Below are 17,960 nucleotides of genomic sequence, written 5' to 3'. Positions count from 1 at the left end.
GACATGAGAATTGAACTGAAGTATTTCGCGAGCGTGCGCGAGGCACTCGGCCTTTCGCATGAGGTGGTCGAGCTGCCCGACGGCGTCGCCACGATCGGCGACCTGCGGGCCTGGCTTCGCACGCGAGGCGACACCTGGGCCGATGTGCTTGCGGAAGGGCGCGCGCTGCGGATGGCCTGCAATCATCGGATGACCGACGCCTCGGCGCGTGTCACCGACGGTTGCGAAGTGGCTTTTTTTCCGCCCGTGACCGGCGGCTGACCATCGTTAGGGGCCGAGGAGAATTGAAATGAACGCGTCCCACCCGAAACAGTGAGCGCCAAGGAAGGAGGTGGATCCTCACAGGCCAACGGCATCAAAGTGCCCAAGTGGAAAATGCAAGCATTTCCCGGCAACCGGAGGATCCACGATGAACAGTATGGCAGTGGGCGTGGACATCGCCAAGAACGTGTTCCAGGTGCATTACGTCGATCAGGAAAGCGGAGAGATCGTGAATAAGCCGATCAAGCGCGCGAAGTTTCTGGAGCATTTCGCGAACCGTGCTCCTTGCTTGATCGGGATCGAAGCGTGTGGCGGGGTACATCACTGGGCCCGGCAACTGACGCGGATGGGGCACGAGGTCAGGCTGATGCCGGCGGAATTTGTGAAGGCGTTCAACATTCGCAACAAGAACGATGCGGCGGACGCACGGGCGATCTGGCTGGCAGTGCAGCAGCCGGGCAAGCCGGTGGCGGTGAAGACGGAAATGCAGCAGGCGATGTTGGCGTTACACCGCATGCGTGAACAGTTGGTGAAATTCCGCACGATGCAGAGCAACGGCCTGCGCGGGTTGCTCATGGAATACGGCGAGGTGATGAGCAAGGGACGGGCGAAGCTGGACAAGGAAATACCGGCCGCGCTCGGCCGGCTAGCAGAGCGCTTGCCGGCGGCGCTGATCGACACTTTGCGCGAGCAGTGGAAGGGATTGGCGAGGCTCGACGAGCAGATCACCGAGATCGAGCGCCGGATGCGCGAATGGCAGAAGGAAGACGGAGCAGTGAAGGCGATCAGTGAGATTCCTGGTGTCGGACTGCTGACAGCAACGGCGGCGGTGGCGATGATGGGCGATCCAAAGGCGTTTAGCTGCGGGCGGGAATTCGCCGCTTGGGCAGGGCTCGTGCCCAAGCAGACCGGCTCGGGCGGCAAGGTGAATCTGCACGGGATCAGTAGGCGTGGGGACACTTATCTGCGCACGCTACTGATTCATGGCGCGCGAGCGGTGTTGACACATGCTAAGGAGCCCGGTCCGTGGGTCGAGCAGATGAAGAAGCGGCGGCCAGCGAATGTCGTGATCGTCGCGCTGGCCAACAAAATGGCGCGGACGATCTGGGCGGTGCTCGCCCATGACCGGCCGTACAGCAAGGACTACTTAAGCGTGAAGCCGGGCTGAACGGCTCACGCGAGGTAGAAGATCAACGTGTAACACAGGGTGAACGTCGAAAGGTTGCGCAGCAATCGAGTGTGATGACAAACCAGGTAGGACCGGGACTCGCTAAACCTGAATGGTTCGAAGAGCTTCGAGCTCGCCAGGAGAATGAGGTGCGAGTCAGCGAATTTCATAGGGGCCCGCAGCGGCAGGATCGGCTGCAACAAGGCCGGATATAGAGCTGCAGCCCATCCTGACTGTCTGAACACACGAAAACTGTTGCAAGCGGGACGCGTTCATATAGGAACCATGACTGTCCGCGTCCAGACCGCCGATTTCGACTTGACCGCCGAAGTTGCGGCGCTGCGCGCGCAAAATCCGAAAGTCGGCGCCGTGGCCTGCTTCATTGGGACTGTGCGCGATCTGAACGAAGGCTCGGAGGTCGCGGCGATGGAACTCGAGCACTACCCGGGCATGACGGAGAAGGCGCTCGAGGCCATCGTCGACGAAGCGCGGCTGCGTTGGCCGGGCTCGGATGTGCTGATCGTGCACCGGGTGGGGAAGCTCTATCCGCTAGACCAGATCGTATTGGCCGCCGCGACGGCGTCGCATCGGCACGATGCGTTCGCCGCCTGCGAATTCGTCATGGACTACCTGAAGACGCAGGCACCTTTCTGGAAAAAGGAAACGACTGAAGCCGGCGAGCGGTGGGTCGATGCGCGTGCCTCGGACGATGAAGCGCTTGCCCGTTGGGGACTGTCCGCAGGCAACGCGCGGCCGCGGCAACCGTCTGAATCGTGCCCATCCACGTCCGGTGAGGGAGTGTCGGAAAAAGGCGACGCTGCGCGAAATTGAGCGCGCGATACCGTTATCGGGCCCGCTAGCCGGCTGTGCGGATCCTGTCCGGCCGCTCGGCTATTCAGGCAGCGTCGTTGTCATCGGACGAGCTTCGCCCGATTATCTTTGCTGGAAACGGCTCGCGCCTTACGCCACTGCGCCGTTCATCGTGAGAATGCGGTTCCAGGTCGTTGCGCTGTTGCTTTGGCGCCACACGCTCGAGCAGTGCTCTTTGCTCGGGCGGAATCTCGTAGCCCCAGCCGAATCGGCTCAACTGCAGGCTTTGCGCGATTCGCAGCGCCGGCTCCATGAAGCGGACCGCCGCGGCGGGCTCGTAGCGCTCACAGACGGTATCGAGAAAGAGATGCAGCCAGCGGCTAAAATGCCGCGGCTCGACCCCTTCGAGCGGTTGGTGGGCCTGCTGGACGTTGCCGCGATAGCGCTTGTCGCCGAGCACGAGGCTGCCCCAGAACCGGCACATCTTCGGCAGGTGGTCATCCCATCGTCCGTGCAGGACGGCCTCGAAAACGGGCGCAAGCAGCGCGTCGGCCCGGACTCTGTCGTAAAACGCGTAGACGAGCTCGCGGATATTCATTTCGGTGGGGTCGAGGTAGCGTGCGGACGCCTCGGATTGCGCCGTTGCGGGCGCCGAAGCGCAGGTGTGAGTCGGGGCCGTCATGACGATCGGAAAATGCGCAGAGACGAGCGGCGAGAAAAGGTGACGCGACGAAACGCTCCCACCATACTGCAAGAGTCGCCCGGAACGCGCACGGGTCGAGTGCTTTCTCTGCCTGAAGGTGTATAAAACGTACATGTTATGCTGAAGCGTATGCGCGCACAACCTTTACGAGCGCGCGGTCTTTGTCGCCGGGGAAGCCATTCGCCGGCTTGTTCCTGCATCGCCAGAGTATCCGAATGAGACTGACTGACTACACCGACTACGCGTTGCGCGTGATGCTGTTTCTCTCGCTTCATCGCGACGGCCTTTCGACGATTCAGGACATTTCGGACGCCTACGGAATCTCGAAGAATCATCTGATGAAGGTCGTGCAGCAGCTCGGCGAGCTTGGCTGGATCGACACGGTGCGCGGGCGCCATGGCGGCCTGAGACTCAACGAGCGCTCGCTCGGTTTGACGATCGGGCAGGTCGTGCGGGAAACGGAGACCGATTTCGCGCTCGTCGGCTGCTTCGAACGCGAAAGCAGCGAAGTCCGGCCGTGCGTGATCGAGCCTCGATGCCGGCTCAAGCAGGTCTTCAAGGCCGCGCAGGAAGCGTTTCTCGCGGAACTCGACCGGCATACGCTCGGCGAGCTCGTGGAGCCCGTGGCCGCGCCGCTTGCGGCGCTGCTCGGCCTGAGCGCCGAAGTCGTCGTCCCGCTCAAGGGGCCCGTCCGGCCACTCGCGAACGGAGTTCCCGACAGTTGACCGCCGGCGCTTGAAACGAGCGCCGCGCGCCTCATCTTGGTGGTAGTCCAAATTGGAGGTCTCTTGATGAGAATCGACAAATTCACCACCAAATTCCAGGAGGCGCTGGCCGACGCGCAGAGCCTTGCCGCGGGTCGCGGCCAGCAGTATCTGGAGCCGGTGCACGTGCTCGCGGCGCTGATCGCTCAAGAGGACGGCTCGGCGCGCTCGCTGCTTTCGCGCGCGGGCGTTCATGTGCAGGCATTGCAAACGGCTCTGAACGATGCGATCGCGCGGCTGCCCCAAGTACAGGGGACCGACGGCAACATCCAGGTGAGCCGCGAGCTCGCCGGCCTCTTGAATCAGGCCGACAAGGAAGCGCAGCAGCTCAACGACACTTACATCGCGAGCGAAATGTTCCTGCTCGCCGTCGCCGACGACAAGGGCGAGGCGGGCCGGCTCGTGCGCCAGCATGGTCTGACGCGCCGTGCGCTCGAAACGGCGATCGTGGCCGTGCGCGGCGGCGCGCAGGTGCACAGCGCCGATGCGGAAAGCCAGCGCGAGGCGCTCAAGAAGTACACGATCGACCTCACCGAACGCGCGCGCGCCGGCAAGCTCGATCCCGTGATCGGTCGCGACGACGAAATTCGCCGCGCGATCCAGATCTTGCAGCGGCGCACGAAGAACAATCCCGTGCTGATCGGCGAACCGGGCGTCGGCAAGACGGCCATCGTCGAAGGCCTCGCGCAGCGGATCGTCAACGGCGAGGTGCCCGAACCGCTGAAGAGCAAGCGCGTGCTGGTGCTCGACATGGCCGGACTGCTCGCGGGCGCCAAGTACCGCGGCGAATTCGAAGAGCGCTTGAAGGCGGTCCTGCACGATATCGCGCGCGACGAGGGCCAGACGATCGTCTTCATCGACGAAATTCATACGATGGTCGGCGCCGGCAAGGCCGAGGGCGCGATCGATGCGGGCAACATGCTGAAGCCCGCGCTTGCGCGCGGCGAACTGCATTGCATTGGTGCGACGACGCTCGACGAGTACCGCAAATACATCGAGAAGGACGCGGCGCTCGAGCGGCGCTTCCAGAAAGTGCTCGTGGAAGAGCCGACCGTCGAGGCGACGATCGCGATCCTGCGCGGCTTGCAGGAGCGCTACGAGTTGCACCACGGCGTCGAGATCACCGACCCGGCCATCGTTGCCGCGGCCGAGCTCTCGCATCGCTACATCACCGACCGGTTCCTGCCGGACAAGGCGATCGATCTCATCGACGAAGCGGCTTCGAAGATCAAGATGGAGATCGACTCGAAGCCCGAGGAAATGGACAGGCTCGACCGGCGCCTGATCCAGTTGAAAATCGAGCGCGAGGCGGTCAAGAAGGAGAAGGACGAGGCGTCGCAAAAGCGACTGCAATTGATCGAAGAGGAAATCGAGCGACTCAATCGCGAGTATTCGGACCTCGAGGAAATCTGGACGGCCGAGAAGGCGGCCGTGCAAGGCAGCGCGCAGCTGAAGGAAGAAATCGACAAGACGCGTGCCGAAATCGCGCGTTTGCAGCGCGAGGGCAAGCTCGAGAAAGTGGCGGAATTGCAGTACGGCAAATTGCCTGAACTCGAAACGCGGCTCAAGCAGGTGACACAGGCCGAGGCGAAGGAGCAGCATAATCCGTCGCGGCCGCGGCTCTTGCGCACGCAGGTTGGCGCGGAGGAAATCGCCGAGGTTGTTTCTCGCGCAACGGGCATCCCCGTCTCGCGGATGATGCAAGGCGAGCGTGAGAAGCTGCTGCAGATCGAAGCGAAGCTGCACGAGCGCGTGGTCGGGCAGGATGAGGCGATCAGCGCCGTCGCGGATGCGATCCGCCGCTCGCGCGCCGGGCTCGCCGATCCCAATCGGCCGTACGGCTCGTTCCTCTTCCTGGGGCCGACGGGGGTCGGCAAGACCGAGCTTTGCAAGGCGCTGGCCGCGTTCCTCTTCGACTCCGAAGACCACCTGATCCGCATCGACATGAGCGAGTTCATGGAGAAGCACAGCGTCGCGCGGCTGATCGGCGCGCCTCCCGGCTATATCGGCTACGAAGAGGGCGGCTATCTGACCGAGGCCGTACGCCGCAAGCCTTATAGCGTGATCCTGCTGGACGAGGTCGAGAAGGCGCACCCGGACGTTTTCAACGTGCTGCTGCAAGTGCTCGATGATGGCCGGATGACCGACGGTCAAGGACGCACCGTCGATTTCAAGAACACGGTCATCGTCATGACGTCGAACCTGGGCTCGCAGATGATCCAGGCGATGTCGGGGCAGCCGCAGGAGGAAATCAGGGAAGCGGTCTGGAGCGAAGTCAAGCAACAGTTCAGGCCCGAATTCCTGAACCGGATCGATGAAGTCGTCGTCTTCCACTCACTCGATCGGAAGAACATCGAGGCGATCGCGAAGATACAACTGCAGCGCGTGCATGACCGGCTTGCGAAACTCGACATGCAGCTCGTCATCTCGGACGAGGCGCTCGAGCAGATCGCGAAGGTCGGCTACGACCCGCTCTTCGGCGCCCGCCCGCTCAAGCGAGCGATTCAGCAGGAGATCGAGAATCCGGTCGCCAAACTGATTCTCGCGGGCCGGTTCGGGCCGAAAGATGTGATCCCGGTCGAGTTCGAGGACGGTAAGTTCGCGTTCGAGCGAGTCGTGCACTGAAGTCGCGGCGCCCCTGGGAGGCTGACGCTTTCGCCAAAGGGGCTGCATTTGGGACGCCTACAGGCATGCCCGAAGAAAGGCTCGCTGAAAGTCTGAGGCGGCCGGGTAAGCGATGCCCGGCCGCCTTTTTTGTTGCTCAATAGCGGGACGGCGCAAAAACTTGCACGAAGGCTGTTGACTTCGTGTGCACTCGAAGCCTTAACGTTGGAGGTGTCATGTCGGAAGCACTCACGATCGGCCGTATGGCCGCCGCGCTTGGCGTGTCGACGCACACGCTGCGCTATTACGAGCAAGCCGGGCTGATGCAGCCGGTTTCGCGCACGAGCGCGGGCCACCGCCTCTACGCGCGCGACGACATCGAATGGCTACGGTTCGTCATGCGGCTCAAGGCGACCGGTATGCCGATCGCGGGTATGCAGGAGTTCGCCGCATTGCGTGCGCGCGGTGAGAAGACAGTCGGCAAACGGCTCGCGCTGCTGATCGAGCATCGCGCTGCGGTGCTCGGCGAGTTGCGGCAGTTGGAGGCCAATCTCGCTGTGATCGACGAGAAGATCGCTCATTACGAACGCCTTGCCCAGGACATGACGGATCGGCGACCCACGCCTCAACCTCACGACAAGGAATTGCGATGGCACAAGCAGACAATCGACCCCACGACGAACGCTACACCCGAGGATGGGCCAAGCTGAAGGAAATCGACGGTCATGCGGGCGAGCGCGTCATCGAGGCGCTCGATCCCATTGCACCCGATTTCGCGCGACTCCTGATCGAATTCCCTTTCGGGGATATCTACAGTCGGCCGGCGCTCGACCTCAAATCGCGTGAAATCGCGACGATCGCGGCGCTCGCCGCGCTCGGCAACGCCGCGCCACAACTCAAAGTGCATATCGAAGGCGCGCTCAATGTCGGCTGCACGCGTGAGGAGATCGTGGAAGTCTTTATCCAGATGGCCGTGTATGCCGGCTTTCCCGCGGCGCTCAACGCGCTTTTCGCGGCGCGCGAAGTCTTTGCCGCGCGCGACGCTCAGGAGTCCTGATCGACGGAGCTGAGGGGCTCACTCGACGTTCCCGTGCCGTCGGTCACCGCGGCTTCTAGCGCATAGCGCGTGCTGATCGAGCGCCAATGCAGAAAGAGGCCGCAGCCGGCGGCGGCGAGACTGGCAGCGCTTGCGGCCCAAAAGCCGCGCGCTCCATTGAGCCATGCGGGCACGTTGCCGAACACGTTGAACCCGATCAGATAGCCGCCGCCCAGGCCAACGCCCCATAGCGCGATCGCATAGATGATCGTCGGCACGACGGCGACGCGATAGGCGCGCAACACAAAGGCTGTCACCGTCTGGAACGTATCGAAGAGGTGATAGACGAGCATGATTGGAATGAGCGGCATCGCGGCGGCCAAGACCGCCGCATCCGGCGTATAGGCCGCGATGATCGAGGGCCGCAGCAAGAAGCTGATGGCCGCATAGCAGCAGCCGATCGTGCACGCCGTCGCAATGCCGCGACGGGCGAGTCTGCGCGCCTCATCGTGGTTGTGCGCCCCGATCGCATGGGCGACCAGCGTCGATGTCGCGACGCCGATCGACATCGGCGTCATATACAACACGGCGCCGAAATTGCCGGTGATTTGATGGCCCGCGAGCGTCGTCGTCCCGAAGCGGGCGATGAAAAGCGCCATGAACGCGTAGGACGAAACTTCGATGAGAAACGAGAGCCCCATCGGCAGGCCGAGCTTGAGCAGCCCCGCTTGCCTGCGCCAACTGGGCCAACAAAATTGCTTGAAAATTCCGAACGGCGCAAACACCTCGAGCCGCACGAGCAGGACGAGCCCGATGACGGCGAGCGCGAAGTTGACGACGGCGCTTGCCAGCGCGCAGCCGGGGCCGCCGAGCGCCGGCACGCCGAGCCCGCCGAAGATGAACCAGTCGTTGAGCGCGATTTTGGCGGCGAGACCCGCGACTTGCAGCATCATCACGAGCCGCGGCATGCCGATGCCGTTGGCGAGCCCCGAATAGACGCGGAATGCGAGCGCGGCGGGCAACCCGATCGCGGTAATGCGCAAATAAAGGTCCGTGCGATCGTAGAGCGCGGGCGGCACGTGCGCGATGGCGAGCAGCGGCGCCGGGAAATACATGATCACGAAACCGACGATGGCTAGTGCGGCTGCGAGCCAGAGCGCCTGGCGCGCTTCCTCGCCGATCTCCGTGTAACGCCGCGCACCGAACAGCTGCCCTGCTATCGGCTGCAGCGCGAGCACGACCCCCGTCAAGCCCAGATAGACCGAGACGTAGATCGAATTGCCGAGGCCGAGGGCGGCCAGATCGATGGCCGAGTAGCGACCGACCATCGCCGTATCGATGACGCCGAACGCGATGATCGCGAGCTGCCCGATCAACACGGGCCAGGCGAGGGCGGCGATCTTGCGAATGTCTGCGAGCATTGAATTAGCCATTTGCGGTGCGCCCATGGATCAATGACGTTTTACCGATGCCTGATCAGGGGCTTCCGATGCGGCGGCGCCACTTTCGGACGATCGACGCGCACGTAGAGGCGGAAGCGCTCGTCGCGGTCGGCTGCGCGCCGGCCTTCCCAGACGAGCTGCCAAATGTAGCTCGGCATCGGGCTCGGCGCGCTGAAATCCTGCGTATCCTGGCGCAGCAGCACATCGCAATCGCCGCTGAAAGAGAACTGCATGTCCGCGAAGTAGGCAAACGAGGCGAGCTGCGCATCGCCGAGACGCACCGGCGAGATACAGGTGTAATCATCGGGAAGATGCTGGGCGATCTGCAACGCGACGTCGCGGTAGGTCCGGCTGTAGTTGACGATCGGCAGCCACAGCGTCATCAGCAGAACCCACATTAGCGTCGTGCCCGCGCTCGAGAGCACGACGCTGCGCCAAAGCACGTTCGGGTGCCGCGAGATGCGCCAGCGCACGAGCGCGAACCAGCAGACCGTCACCGCGATCGCGCAGACGAACGAAAGGGCGTCGAAATGCGGCGTGAAGCCCGGCACGAGGCGGCTCAAATTGCGCGCGAGCGGATGCGGGAAACCCGTTTGCGACGCGAGCCAGACTAGCCAGACGAACGTGCTCAGTATCGTGAAGCTGAGCACCGCGAACCAGTCGATCGCGTTGATCGCGCTGCGTTTCATCGTCGGCAGCGCGAACGCGGCCAGCGTGGCGAGCGCCGGCAGCAGCAGAATGTAGAGCCGGTTTGTCTGATGGCTCTGCAAGATGGACAGGATGAGAACCGGCACGATCACCGCGAGCGGTACCGCGACATGAGGCTTGTTCCGCAAGCCGCCCCAGCTATACCACGCCCACGCGGCGAGCGGCCACGCGGGCCACGTGAAGAGCGGCAGGTTCTTGAACGCGTAGATCACGACATGGCCGGGCGGCGGCGAGAATCGATTGATACTGCCGTTCAACCATTGCTCGACGAACCAACGTGCGTCGCCATCGCGATAGAGCCCGAGAACGGCGGTGGGCCAGGCGGCCGCCAACACGAGCGCGAGCGGAACACCTACGGCGAAGAGCCACGGCGAACGAGCTTCGCGCACGAACGCGGTCATCACGAGCGTGCCGAGGAGCAAAGCGGCGACGAGCAGCGGATTGCCCGTGAACCCGACGAGGCCGAGCCCGACGCCCCAGCAGATGGCCCCTTGCAATGGCTTGTCGAGGCCGCGCACGAGTCCATAGACGACGAGCGCGATGCTCATGAACTGCGCGAGCTGCGGTGTCGTTTCGTGGCCGCGCTCGGCAAGTCCGAAAGAGGCGAGCAGGATCAGCAGTGCCCCGTCGGCGAGCGTGCGCCCGTAATCGCGCGGCTCCGGCTCGCCGCCGAATGCGTACTTGAAAGGCTGGACCTCGGGGCGCCGTCCGAGCAGATAGGCTGCGTGCCAGACGAGCGCGCAGGTCAAGCAAAACAGGATACCGGTCGAGACGCGCGATGCGTCGGCCGCATCGACCCACGGCGCGAGCAGGCGAATCGCCATCGCACCAAGCCAGTAGCCGCCGGGGCCGCTTTCCGTAATGAACTTTCCGACGAGGTTCGGCAACAGCCAGTCGTGTGCGTCGCCGTTCGCCATCGTCCACATCACGCCGAAACCCGCTGCGTCCTCGTTTTTCCACGGATCGCGGCCGAAGAGGCCAAAGGCGGCGTAGACGATCGAAATCGCGAGCAGGAGCCAACGCGGCAGGGCGCGAGTCGCGGAGGCGGTGAGGCGGACGACGGTTCTCATGCGGATGGGCGGCGATCGTTGTATTTGTCCGCGTTTCGAGATGCGGCATGGTAGAGGGCGGCGATGCCCGGTGCCCGCGCGGCGGGATGGGCCGCTCGCAGGCGCCGGTCAATCGGTCGGCTCACCGGCTGACCGGCGGCGCATACGCCATTGCGGCATTCACGAGCTGCAATGAAAAAAGGCAGCCGAGGCTGCCTTTTTTCTCGCCCCACGGCCTTTTCGTTGCCGCTCGACGGATGGCGTGGCGTTACTTCGCTGCCTTCGCAGCGGCGCGTGCACCGAACTTCTTGTTGAACTTCTCGACACGGCCTGCCGTGTCCATGATCTTTTGCTGGCCCGTGTAGAACGGGTGCGATTCCGACGACACTTCGATCTTGGCGAGCGGGTACGTCTTGCCCTGGTAGTCGACGGTTTCGCGAGTTTGGATAGTGGAGCGCGTCACGAACATGAAGCCGTTCGACATGTCCTGGAAAACGACTTCGCGGTAATTGGGGTGAATGCCTTCTTTCATGGTCTTTCCTTCAGTCTGGCGGTAGCCAGCCCACGCGTTCGGGGTTTCGCTACGCTCCTCGACGCATGATGCTGCGATGCGCGGGAGCGGCAAACTTGGCGCGAGCCACTTGCCCAAGGTCGAAAAACGGTGATTGTGCCACAGAATCAGACGGTTGACGAATTATTTGGACTTTTCGCCGAGCCGGTGACGACGGGACTGCCACCGAGCACGCCGGTGCGGGCCGGATCCTGCCGGTAATAGCGCGCGAGCAGCCTGTAGAGCTCCGGATACTCCGTCTCGAAGGCATGCGGCGTGACGAAGAGCGCTTCGCTGCATACCGCGAAGAACTCCGAAGGATGATCGGCGGCGTACGGGTCGATCAGCGATTCGCGCTCGAAACGTGCCCAACGGCGCTCGGGAACGGCGTCGACCTTCGCGCAGAATTGATCGTAAGCGTTGTCGAAGACGTCGGCCCACGCTTCAGAATCGAGCGGCGCGTGCCAGCGGCGGAAGAGCGGCGGATGGCCGTCCGCTTCTCCCGTGAGCATATCGATCTTGTGCGCGAATTCGTGAATGACGACGTTGTAGGCTTCCTTGCCGTCGGACATCTGCGCGTCTTCCCACGAGATCAGCACGGGGCCGCCTTCCCAGGCCTCGCCGCTGGCGTCGTGCTCGACCTCGTGCACGACGCCGGCTTCGTCCTCCACCGTCTTGCGGATCACGAACTCGCCGGGGTAGACGATGACGCCCACCCAGCCGCGATAAAGATCGAGGTCGAGGTTGAGCACGGGCAGCGATGCTTGCGCGGCGATCGCGACTGTCATCGCATCGGTGAGCTCGAGCTCATGCGCGGGGGAGAACTCCTTTCGCGCGATGAAAAGGCTCGTCAGCTCGCGCAGCCGCTCGAGATCGGCCGCGTCGAGATAGGAGAGAAACGGCAGGCGATCGACCGTTTCGCGCCACAACGAATCCGGTATCGCGTAATGGCGGAGCGCGCGTTCGCGCCGCCTGCTATCGAGCCAGTGTGTGAGCCTCGAGAACATTGGAGCCGCCGGCCGCGCGCAACGGATTGCCGGGAGGCGTCAGCCGCCCCGGCGCATCAATTCGAAGAACTCGGAATTGCCCTTCGTCTGCCGGATCTTGTCGAGCAGGAATTCCATCGCTTCGACCTCATCCATGTCGTGGATGAATTTGCGCAGCACCCAGATCTTTTGCAGGATCTCAGGCTTGATCAGCAGTTCCTCGCGACGCGTGCCGGACTTGTTGAGGTTGATCGACGGATAGACGCGCTTTTCCGCAAGCCGGCGCTCCAAGTGCACTTCCATGTTGCCGGTGCCCTTGAACTCTTCGTAGATGACGTCGTCCATCCGGCTGCCCGTTTCGATCAGCGCCGTGCCGATGATCGTTAGCGAGCCGCCTTCCTCGATGTTGCGGGCCGCGCCGAAAAAGCGTTTCGGCCGCTGCAGCGCGTTGGCGTCGACACCGCCGGTCAGCACCTTGCCCGAAGCAGGAATCACGGTGTTGTACGCGCGCGCGAGACGCGTGATCGAATCGAGCAGGATCACGACGTCGTGCTTCATTTCGACGAGGCGTTTCGCCTTCTCGATCACCATCTCGGCGACCTGCACGTGACGCGTGGCTGGTTCATCGAATGTCGACGCGATCACTTCGCCCGCCACCGAGCGCTGCATTTCCGTCACTTCCTCGGGCCGCTCGTCGATGAGCAGCACGAACAGCACGACATCGGGATGGTTCTGCTTGATCGCATGCGCGATGTGCTGAAGCATGACCGTCTTACCCGACTTCGGCGAGGCGACGAGCAGCCCGCGTTGTCCCTTGCCGATCGGGGCGATCATGTCGATGATGCGGCCGGTGACGTTTTCCTCGCCGCGCATCTCGCGCTCGAGCAGGAGCGGCTTGTTCGGGTGCAGCGGCGTGAGGTTTTCGAACATGATCTTATGTTTCGAAGCCTCGGGCGGCTGCCCGTTGACTTTATCGACCTTCACGAGGGCGAAGTAGCGCTCGCCGTCTTTCGGCGTGCGCACTTCACCTTCGATCGTGTCGCCCGTGTGCAGATTGAAGCGCCGGATCTGCGAGGGGCTGATGTAAATGTCGTCCGTGCTCGCGAGGTACGACATTTCCGGCGAGCGCAGGAAGCCGAAGCCGTCCGGCAGAACTTCGAGCGTGCCATCGCCGAAAATGGTCTCGCCGGTTTTGGCGCGCTTTTTGAGAATGGCGAACATCAGTTCCTGCTTGCGCAGCCGGTTCGCGCTTTCGATCTCGAGGCCATTCGCCATCTCGATCAATTGAGACACGTGCAGAGACTTGAGCTCGGATAAATGCATACGGAAATCCCGCCGGGGAGAGAAGGTGCGACGAAAAGAAATTTGGAGGGGAATGAGCGGAACCGCTCAGGGGCTTGTACGTCTTTTTGACTCTTGTGATTCTAGCATAGCACACGCGGTGCCACGGTCGCGCGCGCCGAATGGGGAACGGCGCCGGGCTTGTTGCACGACGACAACAAGCCCGGATTTGAATCAGAGATGACTGTCGAGGAAAGCCGTCAATTGCGATTTTGACAGCGCGCCGACCTTTTGCGCAGCGACCGCGCCGTTCTTGAACAGAATCAGCGTGGGGATGCCGCGCACGCCGAACTTGGCCGGCGTGGCCTGGTGCTCGTCGACGTTGATCTTGGCGATTTGCAGGCGATCGGCGTAGTCCTTGGCGATTTCGTCGAGGATCGGGGCGATCATCTTGCAGGGGCCGCACCACTCGGCCCAAAAGTCGAGCAGGACAGGCTTGTCGGACTTCACGACATCCTGCTCGAACGATACGTCACTGATGTGCTTGATTTGTTCGCTCATGTAAATACCTCTGCGGGTTCCTGGCCCGAGACTGAATTGCCCGCCACGATACACCAAAACGACAAAACGTTCCGAGCGTGCTCGCCCGGTAGGACGGGCGTCCGAACGCGCGGGAGGCGGGGCATGCACGCAAGGGGCTTTCGAAAGCGGAGCGGGCCGTCGTTGCCGGGGCTCGCCGATTACGGGTCACTCGGGTGTCATATTAGCCCAAATTGCTATTTGCCGCGCGAAGCCGATAGCCGCGCCCACGCCCGGGCGCGGCGCGCCGCCGGGGAGTGAAAAGCAGGAGTCGCGCGCCGCGTCCGTCGATGATAGAATGCGCAGTGACGGGCCTCCTCGCATGGAGGGACGGTCAACCTGGTCAGGTCGGGAACGAAGCAGCCACAGCCGTTTTCCGCCAGTGCCGAGGGTCGGGCTCGTCACCTTTCGCTTCAATCCCCTCTGCAGTTCCGCTGAGCGAGCGCTCCGGTGTCGCGCCTATATCGCTTGCCTCGCGCGTCGTTCGCCCGCGCGGAATTCCCCTCGCACATCGAGAGTGCCGCGACGCGCGTCGTTACTGCGTGCGCAGGCATGCACGGCAAGCCCCGCCACACTGCCTGAGCCATGCATCGTTGCTGATACAATTCCGCGATGACCTACCAAGTTCTCGCACGCAAATGGCGGCCGAAGGATTTCGCTTCGCTCGTCGGACAAGAACACGTCGTACGTGCGCTCACGCACGCGCTTGACGGCGCACGCCTGCACCATGCCTATCTCTTCACGGGCACGCGCGGCGTCGGCAAGACCACGCTCTCGCGGATTTTCGCGAAAGCGCTCAATTGCGAGACCGGCATCACGGCGACGCCCTGCGGCGTTTGCCGCGCGTGCCGCGAGATCGACGAGGGGCGCTTCGTCGATTATGTCGAAATGGACGCGGCCAGCAATCGCGGCGTCGATGAAATGGCCGCGCTGCTGGAGCGAGCCGTCTACGCGCCCGTCGATGCGCGCTTCAAGGTCTACATGATCGACGAAGTGCACATGCTGACGAATCACGCGTTCAACGCGATGTTGAAGACGCTCGAGGAGCCGCCGCCGCACATCAAGTTCATCCTCGCGACGACCGATCCGCAAAAGATTCCCGTCACGGTGCTCTCGCGCTGCCTGCAGTTCAATCTGAAGCAGATGCCGGCCGGCCACATCGTCGGTCATCTCGAGCGGATTCTCGCTGCCGAAGGGATCGCGTTCGAGCCGCAGGCGTTGCGGCTGCTCGCGCGCGCGGCCGACGGCAGCATGCGCGACGCGCTTTCGCTGACTGACCAGGCCATCGCCTACTCGGCCAATCAAGTGACCGAGGACGCCGTGCGCGGCATGCTCGGCGCGCTCGATCAAAGCTATCTGATTCGCGTCGTCGACGCGCTGGTCGAGGCCGACGGCGCGCTCGTGCTCGCCATCGCCGACGAAATGGCACTGCGCAGCCTATCGTTTTCCACGGCGCTGCAGGATCTCGCCAGCCTCTTTCACCGGATCGCGTGGGCGCAATTCGCGCCAGCGGCTGTCCTCGACGAATGGCCGGAGGCGAACGACGTGCGTCGCTTCGCGCAGGCGCTTTCGCCCGAGCAAGTGCAGCTCTTCTACCAGATCGCCGCGATCGGCCGAAGCGAGCTTGGGCTCGCGCCCGACGAATATGCGGGCTTTACGATGACTCTCCTGCGCATGCTCGCGTTCGAGCCGGCAAGGGAGGGTGGCGGGGCGGGCGGCCGTGCGCCGTCGACCGCCGCGGCGCCCGTCGGTGCGCGTCGCGCGAAGGTGGAGGCGGGCAGCGGCGCCGGGCTCGCCGTTGGCGAAGCGCCGTCTGCGCCGGCTTTGCCGACGGGGCGGCCCGCTCCCGCGGACTCGCAAGTCGCCGCGCGCTCGGTCGACGCGGACACCCACGTCGACGAGCCGGCCACGGATACAGCGGACAAAGTGAGCGAAGCGCCGCGGCCTGCGCCGATTGTCGCTAACGATGCGCCGCCCCGACCGGCAGAGAAAGAGACACATGCCACATCGGATCCGGGTCGTGGCCTCGACGCGCCGCCGCGTACGAACGCCGCACCGGTCGATGCGGCGTCGCCCGCGCGAACGGGCGGCGCGAGCGCGGCGCTCGAGGTGTTGCGCAGCGCCGGACTGCGCGTGTCGACGGATCGCGGCCGCGCGAGGGGCGAAGCCGCGAAAGCGGCAGCCGCCCCCGCGCCGAAGCCGGCCGCGCCGCGAGTGCCGGTCGAGGTTCCCGTGCCGAGGGCACGACGTGACGACGGAGGACCGTCCGCGCCGGCTGCCGTATCGGCAGCGCGGGAGCGTCGAGAGCCTCCCGTGTCGCGGGACACCCCGCCGACGCCACCGTGGGACGACGCGCCCCCGCTCGATGCCGCGTTCGACGACTACGTCCCGTTGTCGGCGGAAGACACTTATTTCTCGGCGCCCGATGAGGGCTTTGCCCCGCCGGACGACCGAACGGGCGGCGATGCGCGCGGCACGCGCGAAAGCGAAACGGCGCCCGCCATCGATCTCACCAAGCTGCCCGCACCGGTGCTGCTCGATACGATCGGTTTCGCCGGCGACTGGCCGGCGCTCGCGGTCGATCTGGGGCTCACGGGTGTCGCGTATCAGCTTGCGTTCAACAGCGAGCTGACGGCACTCGAAGGCGAAGTGCTGAAGCTCGCGGTGCCCGTGCCGCAATATGCTGAAGCGGCGCAAGTCGCGAAGCTGAAGGCGGCGCTCGAGCAACGGCTCGGCAGGCAGGTCGAGCTCCGCGTGGAAGTCGGGCCGGCGCGCCGGACGGCCGCGGTGCTCGAGGCTGCCGCGCGCGCCGAGCGCCAGCGCGAAGCCGAGCGCGAGATCGGGGCTGATCCGTTCGTGCAATCGCTCGTCCGCGAATTCGGCGCGACGATCGTCCCAGGCTCGATCAAGCCGCTTTCGCCCGATACGGGGGCCAGCGCTCGCTGAAGACCCGTGCCCGCCCACCTGACATCCGGCGCCCGCCCGCTCGGGCGCCGCATTGAAATCCATACGATCAAAGGAGCACATCCATGATGAAAGGCCAACTCGCCGGGCTGATGAAGCAAGCCCAGCAGATGCAGGAAAACATGAAGAAGATGCAGGAGCAGCTTGCGCAGATCGAAGTCGAAGGGCAATCGGGCGCGGGCCTCGTCAAGGTGACGATGACCTGCAAGAACGATGTGCGCCGCGTATCGATCGACCCGAGCCTTCTCGCCGACGACAAAGACATGCTCGAGGATCTTGTCGCCGCCGCCTTCAACGATGCGGTGCGCAAGGCCGAGGCGACGGTTCAGGAAAAGATGGGCGGCATGACGGCGGGGCTGCCGCTGCCGCCGGGATTCAAGCTGCCGTTCTGAGCGGCGTGTACGCCCGGGTCGAACCGCCGCCATCGTCATGAAACAGCCTTCCGCTCTCGTTGCGCTCGTCGACGCACTGCGCGCGCTGCCGGGCGTCGGGCCGAAGTCGGCTCAGCGAATGGCGTATCACCTCATGCAGCATGATCGCGAAGGCGCCGAGCGTCTCGGTCATGCGCTTCTCTTCGCGACAGAGCATCTACGGCACTGCGAGCGGTGCAATACGTTCACCGAGGCCCGGATTTGCGACGTCTGCAGCGACGAGTCGCGCGATCCGACGCTGCTCGCCGTCGTCGAGACACCGTCCGATCAGGTCATGCTCGAGCAGACCATGACCTATCGCGGGCTCTATTTCGTCCTGATGGGGCGCTTGAGTCCGCTCGACGGGATCGGCCCGAAGGAGATCCATTTCGAGCGGCTCGTCAAGCGGGCGACGGACGGCGTGGTCAAGGAAGTCGTGCTCGCGACGAACTTCACGAACGAGGGCGAGGCCACCGCGCACTACCTTGCGCAGGCGCTGAAGGCGCGCGGCCTCGCGGTGACGCGGCTTGCGCGGGGCGTGCCTGTCGGCGGCGAGCTCGAATACGTCGACGCGGGAACCATTGCGCGCGCGATGCTCGACAGGCGAGCGATCTGACCGTCGTTGTCGGAGGCAACGGAGAGGCG

At 64.0% G+C, this 17,960-nt stretch carries 17 protein-coding genes and 1 other RNA gene; 11 read left to right on the top strand and 7 right to left on the bottom strand.

The annotated features are described in order from the left end of the window. Nucleotides 1-3: 3 nt before the first annotated feature. The 3 genes from moaD to moaE all read left to right on the top strand — a co-directional run bounded on the left by moaD (nucleotide 4) and on the right by moaE (nucleotide 2,260). Complete coding sequence (gene moaD, locus AB4Y31_RS14990) at nucleotides 4-261, top strand: molybdopterin converting factor subunit 1 (RefSeq protein WP_018442772.1); 258 nt, start codon at nucleotides 4-6, stop codon at nucleotides 259-261. A 148-nt stretch (nucleotides 262-409) separates the two neighbouring features. Beyond that, entirely contained in the window at nucleotides 410-1,429 is a 1,020-nt protein-coding gene (locus tag AB4Y31_RS14985) for an IS110 family transposase (RefSeq protein WP_368675298.1), read from the top strand. A 285-nt stretch (nucleotides 1,430-1,714) separates the two neighbouring features. Beyond that, nucleotides 1,715-2,260: a molybdopterin synthase catalytic subunit MoaE gene (moaE, locus tag AB4Y31_RS14980; RefSeq protein ID WP_368674591.1), complete on the top strand. Its 546-nt coding sequence runs from the start codon at nucleotides 1,715-1,717 to the stop codon at nucleotides 2,258-2,260. A 64-nt stretch (nucleotides 2,261-2,324) separates the two neighbouring features. Here the strand turns inward: moaE and AB4Y31_RS14975 are convergent, their stop codons facing one another. Beyond that, nucleotides 2,325-2,837, bottom strand: a complete 513-nt coding sequence (locus tag AB4Y31_RS14975) for a group III truncated hemoglobin (protein WP_368675297.1) — start codon at nucleotides 2,835-2,837, stop codon at nucleotides 2,325-2,327. Nucleotides 2,838-3,157: 320 nt separating this feature from the next. Here AB4Y31_RS14975 and AB4Y31_RS14970 point away from each other — a divergent pair, with 320 nt between their 5' ends. From AB4Y31_RS14970 to AB4Y31_RS14955, 4 genes are all read left to right on the top strand, one after another. Continuing rightward, entirely contained in the window at nucleotides 3,158-3,667 is a 510-nt protein-coding gene (locus AB4Y31_RS14970) for an Rrf2 family transcriptional regulator (protein ID WP_018442775.1), read from the top strand. Between the two features lie 66 nt (nucleotides 3,668-3,733). Next, the gene (gene clpB, locus AB4Y31_RS14965; RefSeq protein WP_368674590.1) at nucleotides 3,734-6,331 is read left to right on the top strand and encodes an ATP-dependent chaperone ClpB; all 2,598 of its coding nucleotides are present in this window, start codon (nucleotides 3,734-3,736) and stop codon (nucleotides 6,329-6,331) included. Between the two features lie 215 nt (nucleotides 6,332-6,546). Then, nucleotides 6,547-7,020, top strand: coding sequence for a MerR family transcriptional regulator (locus AB4Y31_RS14960; RefSeq protein WP_368674589.1), 474 nt, complete (start codon nucleotides 6,547-6,549; stop codon nucleotides 7,018-7,020). After that, the gene (locus tag AB4Y31_RS14955) at nucleotides 6,960-7,367 is read left to right on the top strand and encodes a carboxymuconolactone decarboxylase family protein (protein WP_368674588.1); all 408 of its coding nucleotides are present in this window, start codon (nucleotides 6,960-6,962) and stop codon (nucleotides 7,365-7,367) included. The genes AB4Y31_RS14960 and AB4Y31_RS14955 overlap by 61 nt, the downstream gene beginning before the upstream one ends. On the opposite strand, the gene AB4Y31_RS14950 is transcribed toward AB4Y31_RS14955, so the two are convergent. From AB4Y31_RS14950 to trxA, 6 genes are all read right to left on the bottom strand, one after another. Continuing rightward, on the bottom strand, nucleotides 7,355-8,767 hold the full coding sequence (locus AB4Y31_RS14950) for an MATE family efflux transporter (RefSeq protein WP_368675296.1): 1,413 nt from the start codon (nucleotides 8,765-8,767) through the stop codon (nucleotides 7,355-7,357). The genes AB4Y31_RS14955 and AB4Y31_RS14950 overlap by 13 nt on opposite strands. A gap of 41 nt (nucleotides 8,768-8,808) precedes the next feature. Further along, nucleotides 8,809-10,566, bottom strand: a complete 1,758-nt coding sequence (locus AB4Y31_RS14945) for an ArnT family glycosyltransferase (protein WP_368674587.1) — start codon at nucleotides 10,564-10,566, stop codon at nucleotides 8,809-8,811. Between the two features lie 247 nt (nucleotides 10,567-10,813). Beyond that, nucleotides 10,814-11,077 (bottom strand): type B 50S ribosomal protein L31, encoded by a 264-nt coding sequence (locus AB4Y31_RS14940; protein WP_020566292.1) that lies wholly within the window; start codon nucleotides 11,075-11,077, stop codon nucleotides 10,814-10,816. A gap of 146 nt (nucleotides 11,078-11,223) precedes the next feature. Further along, nucleotides 11,224-12,102, bottom strand: coding sequence for a zinc-dependent peptidase (locus AB4Y31_RS14935; protein WP_368674586.1), 879 nt, complete (start codon nucleotides 12,100-12,102; stop codon nucleotides 11,224-11,226). Nucleotides 12,103-12,141: 39 nt separating this feature from the next. Further along, a complete protein-coding gene (rho, locus tag AB4Y31_RS14930; RefSeq protein ID WP_018441614.1) occupies nucleotides 12,142-13,404 on the bottom strand; it encodes a transcription termination factor Rho in 1,263 nt (420 codons plus the stop codon). Nucleotides 13,405-13,596: 192 nt separating this feature from the next. Continuing rightward, on the bottom strand, nucleotides 13,597-13,923 hold the full coding sequence (gene trxA / locus AB4Y31_RS14925; protein WP_018441615.1) for a thioredoxin TrxA: 327 nt from the start codon (nucleotides 13,921-13,923) through the stop codon (nucleotides 13,597-13,599). A 325-nt stretch (nucleotides 13,924-14,248) separates the two neighbouring features. Between trxA and ffs the strand changes: the two genes are divergently transcribed. The 4 genes from ffs (at nucleotide 14,249) to recR (ending at nucleotide 17,931) form a co-directional block, all read left to right on the top strand. Further along, nucleotides 14,249-14,347: signal recognition particle sRNA small type (gene ffs, locus AB4Y31_RS14920), an RNA gene on the top strand. Between the two features lie 206 nt (nucleotides 14,348-14,553). Beyond that, nucleotides 14,554-16,887 carry a DNA polymerase III subunit gamma/tau gene (gene dnaX, locus AB4Y31_RS14915; RefSeq protein ID WP_368674585.1) on the top strand — a complete coding sequence of 778 codons (2,334 nt, stop codon included), beginning with the start codon at nucleotides 14,554-14,556 and terminating at the stop codon, nucleotides 16,885-16,887. 83 nt (nucleotides 16,888-16,970) lie between these two features. After that, nucleotides 16,971-17,297, top strand: coding sequence for a YbaB/EbfC family nucleoid-associated protein (locus AB4Y31_RS14910; protein WP_018441617.1), 327 nt, complete (start codon nucleotides 16,971-16,973; stop codon nucleotides 17,295-17,297). A gap of 37 nt (nucleotides 17,298-17,334) precedes the next feature. After that, nucleotides 17,335-17,931, top strand: a complete 597-nt coding sequence (gene recR / locus AB4Y31_RS14905; RefSeq protein ID WP_368674584.1) for a recombination mediator RecR — start codon at nucleotides 17,335-17,337, stop codon at nucleotides 17,929-17,931. The last annotated feature ends 29 nt before the right edge of the window (nucleotides 17,932-17,960 follow it).

Origin of the sequence: Trinickia sp. EG282A (genome assembly GCF_040965455.1) — a bacterium.
In the GTDB taxonomy this organism is placed as follows: domain Bacteria; phylum Pseudomonadota; class Gammaproteobacteria; order Burkholderiales; family Burkholderiaceae; genus Trinickia; species Trinickia symbiotica.
This window is presented reverse-complemented; position numbering and strand designations above follow the sequence as displayed.

Bases quoted from the DNA above. Each gene is read 5' to 3' on its own strand.
- moaD (WP_018442772.1), top strand. From the start codon at position 4: ATGAGAATTGAACTGAAGTATTTCGCGAGCGTGCGCGAGGCACTCGGC.
- AB4Y31_RS14985 (WP_368675298.1), top strand. From the start codon at position 410: ATGAACAGTATGGCAGTGGGCGTGGACATCGCCAAGAACGTGTTCCAG.
- moaE (WP_368674591.1), top strand. From the start codon at position 1,715: ATGACTGTCCGCGTCCAGACCGCCGATTTCGACTTGACCGCCGAAGTT.
- AB4Y31_RS14975 (WP_368675297.1), bottom strand. From the start codon at position 2,837: ATGAATATCCGCGAGCTCGTCTACGCGTTTTACGACAGAGTCCGGGCC.
- AB4Y31_RS14970 (WP_018442775.1), top strand. From the start codon at position 3,158: ATGAGACTGACTGACTACACCGACTACGCGTTGCGCGTGATGCTGTTT.
- clpB (WP_368674590.1), top strand. From the start codon at position 3,734: ATGAGAATCGACAAATTCACCACCAAATTCCAGGAGGCGCTGGCCGAC.
- AB4Y31_RS14960 (WP_368674589.1), top strand. From the start codon at position 6,547: ATGTCGGAAGCACTCACGATCGGCCGTATGGCCGCCGCGCTTGGCGTG.
- AB4Y31_RS14955 (WP_368674588.1), top strand. From the start codon at position 6,960: ATGGCACAAGCAGACAATCGACCCCACGACGAACGCTACACCCGAGGA.
- AB4Y31_RS14950 (WP_368675296.1), bottom strand. From the start codon at position 8,767: ATGCTCGCAGACATTCGCAAGATCGCCGCCCTCGCCTGGCCCGTGTTG.
- AB4Y31_RS14945 (WP_368674587.1), bottom strand. From the start codon at position 10,566: ATGAGAACCGTCGTCCGCCTCACCGCCTCCGCGACTCGCGCCCTGCCG.
- AB4Y31_RS14940 (WP_020566292.1), bottom strand. From the start codon at position 11,077: ATGAAAGAAGGCATTCACCCCAATTACCGCGAAGTCGTTTTCCAGGAC.
- AB4Y31_RS14935 (WP_368674586.1), bottom strand. From the start codon at position 12,102: ATGTTCTCGAGGCTCACACACTGGCTCGATAGCAGGCGGCGCGAACGC.
- rho (WP_018441614.1), bottom strand. From the start codon at position 13,404: ATGCATTTATCCGAGCTCAAGTCTCTGCACGTGTCTCAATTGATCGAG.
- trxA (WP_018441615.1), bottom strand. From the start codon at position 13,923: ATGAGCGAACAAATCAAGCACATCAGTGACGTATCGTTCGAGCAGGAT.
- dnaX (WP_368674585.1), top strand. From the start codon at position 14,554: ATGACCTACCAAGTTCTCGCACGCAAATGGCGGCCGAAGGATTTCGCT.
- AB4Y31_RS14910 (WP_018441617.1), top strand. From the start codon at position 16,971: ATGATGAAAGGCCAACTCGCCGGGCTGATGAAGCAAGCCCAGCAGATG.
- recR (WP_368674584.1), top strand. From the start codon at position 17,335: ATGAAACAGCCTTCCGCTCTCGTTGCGCTCGTCGACGCACTGCGCGCG.